The sequence below is a fragment of the Nonomuraea turkmeniaca genome (assembly GCF_005889735.1).
GTDB classification, from domain to species: domain Bacteria; phylum Actinomycetota; class Actinomycetes; order Streptosporangiales; family Streptosporangiaceae; genus Nonomuraea; species Nonomuraea turkmeniaca.
Genome location: NZ_VCKY01000005.1, coordinates 38,582 through 54,679, shown reverse-complemented (window position 1 = coordinate 54,679; position 16,098 = coordinate 38,582). Strand labels below are relative to the sequence as shown.

Genomic DNA, 16,098 nt, shown 5'->3' with positions numbered 1-16,098 from the left:
AGGGCCTGAGCATGAGCACTTTCGGCAAACGAGGGTTAAGACATCTAGCGGTCTTATCGGGGGTCGCGTTACTGATCGGTCTGCCTGTTCCGGCCTTGCCGGCACAGGCACGGCCGGTCGCCGTCTCCACCGCGAATTCCACGGTGGCCCCGCCGCCGGCCGGCGGTGAGGACTACGCGTCGGCGGCGGCGCTGGCCTACCGGTGGCAGAAGCCGATCGAGGTGGTTTCCGCGCAGTCCAGCACGACCCGGGAGTGGGCGATGCCCGACGGGTCGTTCAGCGCGGACGTGTATCTGGGCGACGAATGGGCGCCCGGCCCGATCGCCGGCAAGCCATGGAATCGGATCGACCTGACCCTGTCCCGGCGCGCCGACGGAACCATCGGGCCAGCGGTGGACACCCGCGGTCTGAGCCTGTCGGCTGTCCAGCCCGACGAGGCCGAGCATCTGGTGGCCACCCTCGGGGCGGGCACGCAGCAGGTGGGCATCGGCTGGCCGGGCGCGCTGCCGGAGCCGGTGCTGCGGGAGAACCTCGCTACCTACGCCGACGTACGGCCGGGAGTGGATCTGCTGGTGGAGGCCCTGGCATCGGGGTTCGAGTTCTCCATCGTGGTCAAGACCCGCGAGGCGGCGCAGGCGCTGGGCAGCGTCCGGCTGCCCTGGCGTACCGGGGAGTACACCCCGCGCAAGCTGGAGACCGGCGCGATCGAGTTGGTCGCCGCCGATGGGCAGGTCCACGGGGAACTGCCCACCGCCGACATGTTCGACGCCTCGCAGGCCCCGGAGACCGGTGAGGCCAGGCAGATCGGCACCATGGAGATGACACCGGCCGGCAGCGGCACCTCGCAGTCTCTGGTGCTGACCCCGGACACCGCGGCACTGGCCGACCCGGCCACCGTGTATCCGGTGAAGCTGGATCCGCCGGTGACCCTGCGGCCGGCGTTCGACGCGTTCGTGGCCACCAACTACCGCTCGGACCAGTCCGGGTCGAAGGATCTGAAGCTGGGCCATGTGGTCGACCGGGGCCAGTCCATCACCGCGCGCTCTTACCTGCGCTTCGACGGGCTGAAGAAGTACGCCGGGGCCGATGTGGTGTCGGCGGAGCTGTTCCTGTGGAACTACCACTCCTGGTCCTATTCCTGCGACAGCGCGGGCTGGGATGCCTACATCAGCCCGCACGTGGACAGCCGACTGCGCTGGACCAACCAGCCCGATCCCGGCGCCAAGATCGGACATTCGACGCTGACCAAGGGCGACGAGCCGCGCTGCCGCGGCGGCTGGGTCTCCATCCCGGTCAAGAACGGCTTCCAGGCCGGCTTCGACAACGGATGGAGCTCGCTGAGCATCATGCTCAGAGCCTCCAGCGAGTCCAGCCAGCTCGGCTGGAAACGGATGTACTCCTCTCAGGCGCCCAAGAACCGGCCGTACGTGTCGCTGCGGTACAACCGCAAACCGGGCACGCCGAACACCTTGAAGATCTCCGACTGCTACCAGGCGTGCGCCTCCCCTGCCATGGTGCGCGATCACACGCCGACCCTGTCGGCGAAGGTGAGCGACCCCGACGGCGGCACGGTCAAGGCGGTCTACGAGGTGTGGAACTCCACCGCCACCACCCGCAGGGCCACCTCGGGCACCGCGCTGACCGGCGTGGCCTCCGGCGCCGCCCGCCCCTGGAGCGTCACGCCGGCGCTGCCCGACGGCGCGTACAAATGGCGGGCGAAGGCCTGTGACGCCTACGGGTGCGGGGGCTGGTCGGGCTGGTTCTCCTTCACGATCGACACCACCAACCCCGGCCTGCCGCTGGTGTTCTCCACCCCATACGCCGACCGGTCGACCGGCACCTGGAACGGCGGCCCGGGGATCGGCGGCCAGTTCTCCTTCGGCCCCAACGGGACCAGGGACATCGCGGAGTACAAGTACAGCCTGAACAACGGCGCCGTGGTCTCGGCTCCGACCGGGCCGCAAACGGAACGGCTGACCGCCGATCAGCAACAGGTGAGCGCAGACCTCGACGGCTTCGCCACGCCGGCGGGGGCCACGCTGGCCCGTGACACCACACTCGACCACGGCGGCTCGGACAAGGCGTCATTGAAGATCTCCCCGGCCGCCGCTTCCACCGGCGTGCCCGGTGACTCCTTTGCCGGGCTCACCAGGACCAGCGGGTGCATGTGCCAGAGCATGACCACCGGGCACCGGTACATGGCCTCCGGGTGGATCTACGTGCCCGCCGCCACCGGTCTGAACCCGGCCCACGCCTCCCGGGGCCTGCGTATTGTCGGCTTCTACAAGGACGCCGGCGGGGTTTACCACGAGGTCGCGTCCAAGATGCCGACCGCCGTCGGCCAATGGCAGCAGCTGCACGTGGTGTTGACCGTGCCGGCCGGGGCCACCGAGGCGTTCTTCCGCCTCTACAACGGCATGGACTACGGCTCGGGCAAAGCCGTCTACTGGGACCACCTGTCGGTGGTGGAGGCCAAGGTCGTGCCGATCAAGCCGACCAAGGACGGGATGAACGTGCTGCGGGTGCAGGCCTTGGACAAGGCCGGCAACCTGTCCGACCCGCGGACGTACATGTTCCTCGTCAAGGCCAGCGGCGAAGCCTGGCTGTGGGGGCTGGACGAGGGGACCGGCACGACGGCGGCTTCCGTGCCGAACACCCGCCCGGCAACCTTCAGCGGCACCGGATTGTCCTGGACGGAGCCCCGGCTGGGAGACGCGGCCATCGCCTCGACCGGCGAGGGGTACTTGACCACTGGCAGCGCGGTGCTGAACACCCAGCATCCCTCGGGGTTCTCGGTGGCCGCCTGGGTGCGGCTGACCGACACCACCGTGCCACGGCGCACCATCGTGGCCCAGGAGGGGGCCAACGGCTCGATGTTCCGCCTGGAATACCGTCGCGACCTCGACTTCGACGCCGACGGAATCCTCGATCCCGCATGGTGCTTCACCGTCACCGCCTCCGACGCGCCGGGCGCGGCCGAGAGCCGGGCCTGCAGCCGGGAGTTCGTGGTGCCCGGGGACTGGATACCGCTGGTCGGCATCTACAAGATGGACAAGACGCTCGAGCTATACGTCAAGGGCACTCCGGATCTCGGGGGCGCCCGAGCCGCCGGGCCAGCGATCGACGGCTGGTCGGCGACCGGTCCGTTGTCGATGGGCAAGTCCCGCTCCGGCAGCGCCGCGGTGGCTCTCTGGTATGGCGACCTGGACGAGGTCGGGGCATACCAGCGGGAGTTGGTCACCACCGAGATTCTCACCTTCGCCTGCGGTCCCGACCTGAGCTGGTGCCTGGAGCCCTCATCATGAACGTGATCAAGCTGCCCTTATGGGCGCGCAACGCCATCTGCACAGTGGTGGTGGCCGTGGTGACTGTGCCGCTGGCGGGCCAGGTGCCCGCCACAGCCGCGCCGGAGTGGACGGCGCCCAAGGCGCCCCAGGTCAAGGGGTACGCGGTGCGGCCCGTCCATCCGGCGGACCGCCCGTCATGGACCGCCGACGACCATGTCGTACGGGGAGAGCCGAAGATCGCCTGGCCGAAATCCGCCCAGGCCACGGTCGAGCCGGGCCCGGCGGCCGCCGCTGCCCAGCACGGCCGGGCCACCGAGGAGCACAGCGGTCTGGTCCGCGCCGGAGACCTGCCGGTGTCGGTCGCCGTTCCCGCCGGCCGGCCGGGGACCGCTGACGCTTCGGCGGCGCACCAGGCGCCCGGCCGCGTCGCGGTGCAGGTGTATGACCGGGCCGCCGCCCAGGCGGCCGACCTGGACGGAATGCTGCTGTCGGTGGCCCGCACCGAGGCCGCCCAAGAGTCCGATGGCGGCCAGGCGGCAGCCCAGGCCGGCAGCCTCCAGGTGGAGGTGGATTACTCCTCTATCGCCGATGCCTACGGCGGCGACTGGGCCTCCCGGCTGCGCCTCATGCAGGTCCCCGCCTGCGCGCTGACCACACCCGACGCCCCAGGCTGCACCCAGGCCACCCCGCTGAAGACGGCCAACCACATCCAGCAGGGCCGGTTGACCGCAACCGTGCCGCTGGCCGCCGACCAGACGCCGACGGTGCTGGCCGCGGCGGCCGGCCCGGCCGGGGACAACGGCGACTACCGTGCCACGTCGTTGTCACCGGCCGGCACCTGGCAGGTGTCCCAGCAGACCGGCGACTTCTCCTGGAACTACCCGATCGAGGTCCCGCAGGCCCCAGGAGGGCTGGAGCCGGAGCTGGCGCTGTCGTACTCCTCGGGCAGCGTGGACGGCCGCTCCGCCGCAGCTAACACGCAGGGCTCCTGGGTGGGCGACGGATGGGGCCTGTGGCCCGGCTACATCGAACGGCAGTACCGAGGCTGCGGCGACGACAAGGATGCCGTGGGCGGACAGGATCCGAACAACAAGAGCGTGTACGGCGGCGACCAGTGCTGGTTCGACGACAACGCCACCTTGTCACTGAACGGGCAGGCCACCGAGCTGGTCAAGGGCAGTGACGGCACCTGGCACGGGGCATCCGACGAAGGGTGGCGGGTCGAGCGGCTCACCGGCGCGAGCAACGGGGACGACGACGGGGAACACTGGAAGGTCACCACGCCCGACGGCACCCAGTACTTCTTCGGCAAACAAACCGCCTCGGAGGCGGTGTGGACCGGGCCGGTGTACGGCAACCACGCCGGCGAGCCGTGCCACGCGTCGGCCTTCGCCGATTCGGACTGCTCCCAGGCGTGGCGGTGGAACGTCGACCACGTCGTGGACCCGCACGGCAACACGATGGAGTATTTCTACGGCAAGGAGACCGGCGCCTACGGCCGCGAGGGCGATGTGGCCAAGCGCACCACCTACACCCGCGGCGGCTGGTTGTCACGTATCGACTACGGCACCCGTGTCGGCTCCACGGCACCGGCCGCCGGGCGGGTGGTGTTCGACGTGGCCGACCGGTGCGCGCCGGGCGCGACCTGCGACGCCGACCATCCGGCGTCCTGGCCGGACACCCCGTGGGACCAGTACTGCAAGGCCTCGCCGTGCACGGACAAGGTGTCGGTGACGTTCTGGACGCAGAAGCGGCTGTCGCGGATCCGCACCCAGGTTTACAACGGGTCGGGCTACAGCGACGTGGACTGGTACACGCTGCGCCAGGAGTACCTGGATGCGGGCACCGGTGAGGGTAAGCCGATGTGGCTGCGCGGCCTCACCCACACCGGCAAGGTCACCAGCGCGGGAGGCGGCGAGGTGTCCGAGCCGGAGGTGGTGTTCGACCCCGGCCAGGACGCCCTGGCCAACCGGGTGGACGGGCCCGCGGACGGGCGTTCCGAACTGGCCCGATGGCGGATCGACACCATCACCACCGAGTCCGGCGCGCAGATCTCGCCGGAATACTCGGGCGACGAGTGCACCCGCACCGGCCTGCCGGCCCCGCACGCCAACACCAAGCGGTGCTTCCCGCAGTATTACGCGCCCGACGGTGAGGACCCGACGCTTGACTGGTTCCACAAGCGGGTGGTGACCCGGGTAGACGTCTACGACAACACCGGCGGATTCGAGCACGAGCAGACCAACTATGACTATCTGGACGCCCCTGCCTGGCACTACGACGACAGCCAGCTCGTGCCGGCCAAGAAGCGCACGTGGGGGCAGTTCCGCGGCTACAGCAAGGTCCGGGTGCGCCAGGGCCTCGAGTCCGGCACCCAGTCCGTCACCGAGTACCTCTATCTGCGCGGGATGAACGGGGACAAACAGCCGTCAGGCGTCAGGAACGTGGTCGTGACCGACTCTCAGGACGGAACCATCGAGGACCACGAGTCCTACAACGGGTTCCTCCGCGAAGAGATCACGTACAACGGCGTGAACGGGGCGGTCGTATCCGGGAAGATCCACACCCCGTGGCGGCGCGGACCTATAGCGACGTATGGCCCGCTGACGTCCTGGATGACCAGGACGGCCACGACCCGGACCCGCACGCCACTGTCCTCCGGGCGAGTCCGCTGGACCAGAACCGACACCTCCTACAACACCGAGGGTCTACCCACGCAGGTCGACGAGCTGGGCGACGAGGCAACCGCGGCCGACGACACCTGCGAGCGGACCGAATACGCCCGCAACGCCACCGCCTGGATTCTCGACGCGGTCAAGCGCGTGGAGACCGTCGGGGTCAGGTGCTCGGCCACCCCGGCCCGCCCCGGCGATGTGCTGTCGGACCAGCGGATCCACTACGACGACCTGAACGCGGCCTGGGGCACGCCGCCGACCAGGGGAAACCCGGTCAAGACCGAGGAGCTGGCCTCGTGGAACGGCTCCACCCCCGGGTACGTGACCACCGAAAGGACCGTCTACGACGCCGCCGGCCGGGTGATCGAGTCCTATGACGCGTTGAACCGGAAGACCACGACGGCCTACACCCCGGCGCTGGCCGGACCGGTCACCCAGGTGGTCACCACCAACCCGGCCGGCCACAAGACCACCGTGACCAACGCTCCAGCCTGGCAACTGCCGGTCAAGACGGTGGATGCCAACGACGCGGTCAGCGAGATGGTCTACGACGGGCTCGGCCGCCTGCTGAAGGTTTGGACGCCAGACCGGCCGCGAACTACCAAGACCCCCGGCCTGCAGTTCTCCTACGCCATTCGGAGCACCGCTCCGTCGGCTGTGACCAGCCAGATGATGCTGCCGAACGGCGATGCGTACAAGACCAGCATCACCTTGTACGACGGGCTGCTGCGCGAGCGGCAGATCCAGGTCCAGGCGCCGGGCGGCGGGCGGGTCGTCAGCGACACCGTCCATGACTCCCGGGGGCTGGTGGAGTGGACCAGCACGCCCTACTACGACATGTCCAACGCGCCGCCCTCGACGACGCTGGTCACCAGCGTCGGCACCCCGGAGATCCCGGCGATGACCCGCCACGTCCACGACGGAGCCGGGCGGGAGGTCGCCGAGATCTTCCTGATCAATGGGAACGAGCGGTGGCGCACCACCACTGCCTATGGCGGGGACCGGGTCACCGTCACACCGCCGGCCGGCGGCACGGCCACCATGACGATCTCCGATGCCCTCGGGCGCACCATGGAGAGGCGGCAGTACCACGCCCTGGGCTCGGCCGGCTCCGACGACCCGGCCACCTACGACAAGACGAGCTACTCCTACACCGAACGCAACGAGCTGTACAACGTCACCGACGCGGCGGGCAATGTGTGGCGCTACCACTACGACCAGCGCGGCCGAAAGTGGAAGGAGGAGGATCCCGACCACGGCGTCACCACCATGACCTACGACGACGCCGACCAGATGCTGACCTCCACGGACGCCCGGAACGTCACGCTGGGGTACACCTATGACGCGCTGGGCCGCAAGACCTCCATACGCGACGGGTCGGTGACCGGCCCCAAGCGGGCGGAGTGGACCTTCGACACGGCCCCGCACGGCATCGGCAGGCCGGCCAAGTCGATCCGCTACGACGGCACCAGCCAGTACATCGACGAGGTCACCGGATACGACATCGCCGGTCGCGAGACGACCGGCAAGGTGACCATCCCGGTCGCCGAGACCGGCCTGGCCGGCACCTATTCGTACGCCACCACCTACAAGGCCAGCGGGCAGGTCGAGTCGACGACCCTACCCGCCGCCGGCGGGCTGGGTGCCGAGACGGTGGCCTACACCTACGACGATGTGGGCAACCAGACCGGCATCCTGTCCGGCCAGCAGATCTACGTCCGTGCCGCCACCTACGACAAGCTGGGCAACCTGGCCATGCGCGAGCTCGGCCAGCATGGCAAGCGGGTGTATCAGGTCCGTGTCACGGATGAGCGCACAGGCCGGCTGATGATCGCCAACTCTGTCCCCGAGGAGCAGCCCGAGGTCTACAACTACGACTACAGCTACGACGACGCCGGCAACCTGACCAAGATCGCCGACACGCCGAACACCGGGCAGCCCGCCGACACCCAGTGCTTCGTCTACGACTATCTGCGGCGGCTGACCCGAGCCTGGACGCCTTCGACGGGGAGTTGCACCACCGCGCCCACCACGGCGGGGCTGGGCGGCCCGGCTCCGTACTGGCGTGATTTCACCTACGACGTGACCGGCAACCGGCGCAGCGAGGTGATCCACGCCTCCGCCGGTGACACCAAGGCCACCTACACCTACCCGGACGCGGGCGGCGCACGACCGCACGGGCTGTCCCAGGTGCAGACCACCGGGCCGGCCGGCACGCGTACGGACACCTTCGACCACGACGCCGCCGGGAACACCAAGTCCCGCAACGGGACCACGCTGACCTGGGACAACGAGGGCGAGCTCAAGACCTCGGGCGGCGACTCCTACCTGTACGACGCCGACGGCAACCGGCTCATCCGCCGCACCGCCCAGGGCAAGACCCTCTACCTCGGCGACGACACCGAGGTGTTCACCCCCGCAGCCGGCGGCACGGCGACCGCCACCCGCTACTACAACCACGCGGGCGACACCATTGCCGTGCGCACCTCGTCAAGTCTCACCTGGATCATCAGTGACCACCACAGCACCGGCGAGGCGGCGGTGTCCAGCACGAACCTGTCGGTGACGCGGCGGCGCACCCTCCCCTTCGGGGAACTCCGGGGCACGCCTCCCACCGCCTGGGCGGGGAACCGCGGCTTCGTCAACGGCACCCTCGACCCTGGCGGACTGGTCCACCTGGGTGCTCGTGCATACGACCCCGCCCTGGGTCGGTTCCTGTCCGTGGACCCGCTCGTGGACACCGCCGAGCCGCAGACCCTCAACGCTTATGCGTACGGCAACAACGCCGCGCCGACGTACTCCGACCCTGATGGTCTGATGATGGCCCACGACGGTGATGCGGCGGGTGGCGGCGGCAGGAGGTCCTCGCCTCCCGCCCGGCATCCCGTCGCCAAGTGCCGAGGCGACATCTGCTATTACCACGGGTCCACGCCTGGGGCATGGGACAGCATGAAGAAGAAGACCAGGCCGGTTTCCAAGCGGGCACCGGAGAAAAAGGCGGAAGTCAAGCGGCCGTGGTGGAAGAAGGCATGGGATCACACGGCGAAAGGCGTAAAGACGGCCAGTGATTGGATGTACAGGCACAGAGAGGAAATCCTCGACGGAGCCATCCTCATAGGCTCGATAGCGTCCTTGGCCTTCCCGGGACTAGGCGTAGCGGTGTTAGGTCTCAGCCTCATATCCGTCGGATTCAACGCCGCACAGGGGGATATTCCAGGAACACTGTTGTCCCTTCCCGGTATTGGCGTGGCCGGAAAGGCGATGAAAGTGGGCCGGTCTGCTTACAAATCCGGCTATAAACTAGCCACTTTAGAGGACGTAATGTCCCGTTCCACGAAAAAAACCAGTGGCCACTTGGCGCGTAAGCTGACTGCCAGGGGAATCCGCAGGCAACTTCCAAGGGACCTGGCGGCGGACCGTAAATGGACGAAGATCGACAGAGCCTCCAGCGCCGTTGGCACGGCTGTCCTGGGCGTCGACACCGCCCTCTCAGCCGAGTTCGGCGGAGGAAAAGCCTTTGGCGGACGATCGCGCCATGTCTGGACGCGGGAGCCCTGGATGTGACCCAGGAGACGGGTTCGGGCTGTTATATCAGCTGGTGCATGCCTCCCAGCTGACAGGGAGACCATCAGTGATCACGCCCGAACCCGACTCCGCCCCATGCCTGTACTACGTCACCCGTCGGCTGCCCGGCGTTGCGTCACTAAGCGATCTTCGTCGGAAGTCTTACAGGCCACAGACGAGGTCAAGGGCTGGCTGCGGAACAGTTCGTCCTCAAGCCAGCCGAATTGGCCGCGGTAGCGGACTTGGACGTCGCCCAGCTGCGGCCATCTGCTTGACGTGCAGGAAGAGCCGCTTCCAAGACCGCCTCCTACCGGCCCGGTGGTCAGGGTCCGGATCGTGCTGCGTCGATTAGCACGGCAACTCATGGCGGGAAGAAGCACCGGTGCTCTCCGCGCGGTAGATCGCGGCGGCGTCGGTGTCTCCCATGGCGGCGCAGATCGCGGCCAGCACCCCGGTGGTGGCCGCGATGCGGGACGGCGCGTTCACCTGCCGCCAGATGGCCAGGGCCTCGATGCCCGCCGTCAGCGCCGCCTGGGGGTCGCCGCGGTCGCGGGCGAGCCGGCTGAGGGTGTCGAGTGCCTTCCCCGCGGCCCATGGGCTGCCCTGGAGCCGCGCCTGCTCCAGTGCCGCGCGCGTCAGTTCCTCGGCCTCGCCATACCTGCCGTGGGTGGCGTAGACCAGGGCGATGTCGCCTGCGGTGTACGCGTTCGTGTCGAGTCCGCTGTCCTGAATGATGGCCCTGGCCTGGCGCAGGCACTCCACGGCCTCGTCAAAGCGCCACTGCTTGACGTAGGCCAGACCGGAGTTCTTGATCGCCCAGAGCGCGGACAACTTCGCGTCGCAGGCGATGAAGGCGGTCCGGGCCTCCTCGAACAGCGCGTGATAGCCGCCCCGGAGGCCTGCCGCGCGCCGGGTCATGACGAGGCGGTACGCCCCCCAGCCCACGGCCGGCGGGTCGCCCCGCCGGCGTGCCTCCTCGAGTTCGCGAGCCCGCTCGGCCACTTGCCCCGCCCCGGCCTCGTCCGGGCGGTCGCCGCCGCGGCCAAGCTCCGCCCTGGGCCCCGCCCCCGGAGGGGCTTCCGCCGCGAGCCGGGCGTAGGCCAGAAACGCCCGCTCCCCGTAGGCCAATGCCGTGTCGAACCGGTCCTTGTTGGCCTCCACGTCAGTGAGCAGTCCCAGCATGCAGGCGATGCCCGCGCCGTCCCCCGCCTGCTCCGCGGCCCGTAGGCCGTCGTGCAGGATCACCGTCAGCTCGTCATATCGTCCTCGGATGTCGAGATAGGTCGTGGCCCGTTGCGCCAGGGGCCAGGCCACTTGCGGCAATCCCTGATCGGCTGCCTGCCGGACGGCCGCGCCGAGTAGGTGTGCCTCCTCACCGAACCAGCCCATCGGGTCCGACGCGGCGGCCTGGCGGGTTGTGGCAGGGACTCGCCATTCCGGTTCCGGTTCAGGGTCGAGGCCGTACCAGTGCGGGAGGCGGGCGTCCGCGGCGGCGGCCACATCGTGCCAACCGTGCAGCACCCTGCTCAGCGCGGCCCGCCGTTCCTGCTCGGGCTCCTCCTGGAGGGCGAGTTCGCGGGCGACGAGATGGACGAGGTCGTGCAGCCGGTAGCGGGGGCCGGTGATCCCTCTTCCCGCGTGCTCGACGAGGTGGACCTCGACAAGGTCGTCGAGCAGCCGGTCGGCCGCCTCACCTCCGGCGTCCAGCAGCGCGGCGGCGGTCCAGCCGGTGAACTCGGGGGTGGCCGGCAAGCCGAGCCTGCGAAACAGCCGCCGCTGCCCGGTGCCGAGCTGCCGGTAGCTCAAGGCGATGCTGGCGCGTACCGCGACATCGCCGGCCTCCAGCCAGTCGAGGCGGTCCCTGCCGAGTTGGGCGGCCAGGTCGGCGAGTCGGGTCTGCGGGCGGTGCCGCAGCCGGGCAGCGGCGACGCGCAGCGCCAACGGGAGCCCGCCGCAGTGAGCCACGAGCTCGGCCGCCGCCTGCGGTTCGGCGTCGGCTCTGTCGTCGCCGAGGAGTTCGCGCAGCAGGGCCAGACTCTCGTCGGTGCTGAGGACGTCCAGTGGCACGGGACGTACGTCCTCGATCCCGGCAAGGCGGCGGCGGCTGGTCAGCAGCACGGCGCAGCGCGGGTCCGCGGGCAGCAGGGGGCGCAACTGCCTCTCGTCGGCCACGTCGTCGAGCACCACCAGCACCCGCCGATCGCTGACCACATCCCGGTACAGCTCCGCCCGCTCGTCGAGACCGCGCGGCAAGTCCCCGGGCGGGATGCCCAGCGCGCGGAGAAAGCGCGCGAGCGCGGCGCCGGGATCCGTGGGGTTCGGGGAGGTTCCGTGCAGGCGGAGGTAGAGCTGCCCGCCCGGATAGTGGTCACGTACGAGGTTCGCCACGTGGACCGCGAAGGCGGACTTGCCCACTCCCCCGGCGCCGGTCACCGCGACGATCGGCGGCGCCGTCCGGTCCACGCCGGAGGTGAGCAGCTCCTCCACCCCGGCGGCCAGCGGGTCCCTGCCGATGAAGACGGGCGGGGCCGGCGGAAGACGGCGCGGCACGCCCCGGCGGGACGGCCGTCCCTCGACGCTGGGGCGCAATCCGGCCTCCGCGCGCAGGATCCCCGCATGGATCGCGCGCAGGGCCCCGGACGGTTCGAGCCCGAGCTCCTCCGCGAGCAGGTGGTGTCCCTGGCGGTAGACCTCCAACGCCTCCGGCGCGCGTCCCGCGCGGGCCAGCGCGGTCATCAGGTGTCCACGTAAGCTCTCGCGCAGCGGGTGCCGGGCGACCAGCGCATCCAGCTCGTCGAGGAGCTCGGCCGACCGGCCGAGTGCCAGGTCGGCGGCGATGCGCTCCTCGACGGCGGCCAGCCGCAGCTCGTCGATGCGGCCCGCGGCCTCCCGTACGGAGGACAGCCCGATATCGGCGAACGGCTCCCCTCGCCACACGCTCAGGGCCTCGCGTAACGTGGCCGCGCCCGCCGCGGTGTGGCCGGCGCCGATCAACCGCCGCCCGGCGGACACTCGCTCGCGAAAATAGTCGAGGTCGCGGGCACCGGGCGCGATCTCCAGCAGGTAGCCGGGAGCTCGTGTCTTGATGGCGTTCCTGCCGAGCCCGCGCCTCAGCCCGGAGAGCAGGCCCTGTAACTGGACGCGGGCGGAAGGCGGCGGGCGTCCCTCCCACAGCCGGTCGATCAGCCCCTCCATGGAGATCACCTCGCCCGGTCGCAGGAGCAGCAGCGCCAGAACGGCCCGGGCTTGGGGTGGGCCGAGGGTGAGCGGGGCCCCGTCGAGGTCCACCTGTAGCGGCCCGAGCACGCGGAAGAAGAACTGCGGCTGGTCCCCCATGACAGATCCCTCCAGAGCTTGCGAACCGATGCCCGGACCCCGCGGATGTCACGGCTTCGCCGCGTTTCCCTGCTGAACGGAGATCCGCGTCGCGGCCCCCGGGCGACACGCCGTCATCATGATGGCGGCTCGCGGCCATGACAAGCGTCAGTCAGAAGAACGGAGCGTGCACGAGCCCCGGCCGGTTGGGCGTGCCTGTCGATCCGCTAAGCAGTGGGTGGAGCGCCTGCGATCGCGCGGCCCTCTTCAGCTCGGTAGAGCTCGGCGGCCTCGGCATCTCCGAGGTCGTCGCTGACGACGGCCAGGGCGCGCGTGGTGGCGACGATCCTCGACGGGACATTCAGCTGCCGCCAGACGGCGAGCGCCTCCAGGTAGGAGGCCATAGCGGCCTGATGGTCCCCGCGGTCGTGGGCCAGCCGGCCGATCGTGGACAGCGCTCTCGCGACGGTCCACGGATTGTCCTGGGTACGCGCCTGCTCCAGCTCGGCGCGCGCCAGCCGCTCGGCCTCGTCGAATCTGCTGTTGGCGGCGTACACGAGCGCGATGTCGCTGCCGGCCAGGGTGTGCTCACCCAGCTGGAATCTCCGTATGATCGCGCGGGCCTGGGCGATGCACTCCGCGGCATCGTGGAGCCGGCGCCGTTTGAAGTAGCTCAACCCGAGGTTCTTCACCGTCCACAACTCGGACATGCCGGCGCCGCACGCGGCGAAAGCCCCTCTGGCCTCCTCGAACAACGGCAGATAGCCGCCGCTCAGGCCGGCGTTGCGCCGGGCGAAGATCAGGTCGTATATGGCCCAGCCCACCGCCATCGGGTCGCCGCTCCGGCGCGCCTCCTCGAGTGCCCTGGTCCGCCGGGCCACTTCGGGATCGCCGGTGCGGTCCTCGTCGTCGAACACCGGCACCTCGCCGGGTGGCAGCTTGCCGTACGCCTCCAGGGCTCGCTCGGCGTTGGCCAGGGCGACGTCGTACCTGTCCCTGCTGCTCTCCACATCGGCGAGCAGCCCGAGCATGCACGCACTGCCCGGGCGGTCCCCTGCCTGCTCGGCGGCCCGTAGACCGTCCCGCAGGACGTCGAACCATTCGTCGTACCTGCCTCGGATGTCGAAGTAGGCGGAGACCCGCTGTGCCAGCGGCCATGCCACCTGCGGGAATCCCTCGTCGGCCGCCTGCCGCACGACACTGCCCAGCAGGTACGCCTCCTCATCGAACCAGGCCGGCGCGTTGGCCTCCACGGCGGTGCGGATCGCCGCCGGAACCTGCCATCCCGGGGCCGGCGCCGGGTCGAGGTCGTACCAGTGCGGAAGCCGTCCGTCGGCGACCGCGGCCAGGTCGTGCCAGCCGTGCAGCACCCTGCCCAACGCGGCCCGCCGTTCGCCGGACGGCTCCTCCTCGGCGGCCAGCTCGCCGGCCGCGAGGTGGATGAGATCGTGCAGCTGGTAACGAGGGCCCGTGACGCCCCGGTGCGCGGGCTCCACCAGATGGACCGCGACGAGTTCGTCGAGCAGTCGTTCGGCCGACGCCAGGTCGGTGTCCAGCAGCGCCGCGGCCGTCCAGCCCTCGAACTCGGCCATGGCGGGCAGCCCGAGCCGGCGGAACAGCCGCCGGCGCTGCCCGTCGAGCTGGCTGTAGCTGAGCGCGATGCTGGCGCGTACCGCGACGTCACCGACCTCCAGCCAGTCCAGCCGGTCGCGGCCGAGCCGGACGGCCAGGTCCTCGAGCGTCATCTCCGGGCGGTGTCTCAGCCGGGCGGCGGCGATGCGTAACGCGAGCGGCAGCCCTCCGCAGTATGCGGCCAGCTCGCCTGCGGCCTCGGGCTCGGCCGCGACTCTGGCGTCTCCGAGCACACCACGCAGGAGGTCGATGCTCTCCCGCTCGTCGAGCAGGTCCAGCGGCGCCGGCCGTACGTGGTCGATGCCCGCCAGCCGGCGACGGCTGGTCACGAGAACGGCACAGCGGGGATCAGCCGGGAGCAGCGGGCGCAGCTGGCTCTCGTCGGCGACGTCATCCAGCACCAGCAGCAGCGAACGGCCGCCGGCCAGGTTCCGGTAGAGCTCGGTCCGCTCGTCGAGGTCCGGCGGGACGGCGTCCACCGGCACGCCCAGTGCGCGCAGCAGGCGGGCCAGCGCGGTCGCCGGGCTGACGGGACGAGAGCGAGTTCCCTGCAGGTGCAGATAGAGCTGCCCGTCCGGGTAGGCGTCGCGGATCTGGGTTGCGAGGTGCACCACGAAGGCCGACTTACCCACACCTCCGGCCCCGGTTACCGCGATCACCAGCGGCACGGGCCGGGAACGGGCGGTGGTGAGCAGCTCGATCAGCTCTCGCGACTGCGCCTCCCGTCCGACGAAGACGGAGACGTCAGGTGGCAGCGTGTTCGGTACCGGTGACCGTCGCGGCCGGGCCGCCGACGGGGACAGCCCCGGCTCGGCACGCAGAATCCCGGCGTGTACGGCGCGCAGCGCCGCGGATGGTTGCACCCCGAGCTCATCGAAGAGCAGCTTGCGGCCCTCGTGGTAAATCTCCAGCGCCTCCGGCACCCGCCCGGAGCGCGCCAGCGCGGTCATCAGGTGGCCGCGCAGCCGCTCGCGAAGAGGATGTCTCGCGATGAGATCGCCGAGCTCTTCGAGCAGTTCGGGCGAGCCGCCAAGTCTCAGGTCCGCGTCGGCACGATCCTCGATCGCGGCCAGCCGCAGCTCGGCGAGCTGGCCGGCGGCCTCGCGCACGGCCGAGACCTGGATGTCGGCGAACGGCTCCCCGCGCCACAGGCCGAGTCCGGCCCGCAATCTGGCCGCGCCCGCCGCGGTGTGTCCGTCGCCGATCAGCCGCCGGGCTTCGGCGACATGTTGCCGGAACAGGTCCAGGTCCACGGAGCCGGGTGGGATGTCCAGCAGATAACCGGGCGCCCGGGTCACGATCAGCCCCTTCCCGAGCCTGCGGCGCAGGTCGGAGAGCAGCCCTTGCAGCTGGACCCGCGCCGACGGCGGGGGCCGGCCCTCCCACAGCTGGTCTGCGAGTCTCTGCATCGAGATCACGTCGCGCGGCCGGAGCAGAAGGAGTGCCAGCACGGCGCGCGCCTGAGGCGGGCCCAGCGCCAGCGGCATCCCTTCGACGTCGGCCTGTAAGGGCCCGAGAACACGGAACAACGGGCTCACGCTCGGGAACTTACCACCGGGCTTACAAGAGTGAGTTTCGCCGGAAAGTGCAACCTCGGCGCGACACTGCTGGGAGCGACGACGCCT

Annotated in this window: 4 protein-coding genes; 2 read left to right on the top strand and 2 right to left on the bottom strand. The window is 70.2% G+C overall.

Annotated elements, in window-relative coordinates; translation table 11 throughout:
- The first annotated feature begins 95 nt into the window (after nucleotides 1–95).
- Together ETD86_RS02515 and ETD86_RS02510 are read left to right on the top strand one after the other, a co-directional pair.
- Nucleotides 96–3,305, top strand: a complete 3,210-nt coding sequence (locus tag ETD86_RS02515) for a DNRLRE domain-containing protein (RefSeq protein WP_138664434.1) — start codon at nucleotides 96–98, stop codon at nucleotides 3,303–3,305.
- Complete coding sequence (locus ETD86_RS02510) at nucleotides 3,302–9,526, top strand: RHS repeat-associated core domain-containing protein (RefSeq protein WP_138664433.1); 6,225 nt, start codon at nucleotides 3,302–3,304, stop codon at nucleotides 9,524–9,526. Before ETD86_RS02515 ends, ETD86_RS02510 begins: the two co-directional genes overlap by 4 nt.
- Before the next feature lie 348 nt (nucleotides 9,527–9,874).
- On the opposite strand, the gene ETD86_RS02505 is transcribed toward ETD86_RS02510, so the two are convergent.
- Together ETD86_RS02505 and ETD86_RS02500 are read right to left on the bottom strand one after the other, a co-directional pair.
- Entirely contained in the window at nucleotides 9,875–12,862 is a 2,988-nt protein-coding gene (locus tag ETD86_RS02505) for an AfsR/SARP family transcriptional regulator (protein WP_138664432.1), read from the bottom strand.
- A 206-nt stretch (nucleotides 12,863–13,068) separates the two neighbouring features.
- Complete coding sequence (locus tag ETD86_RS02500; protein WP_138664431.1) at nucleotides 13,069–16,011, bottom strand: AfsR/SARP family transcriptional regulator; 2,943 nt, start codon at nucleotides 16,009–16,011, stop codon at nucleotides 13,069–13,071.
- Between the last annotated feature and the right edge of the window lie 87 nt (nucleotides 16,012–16,098).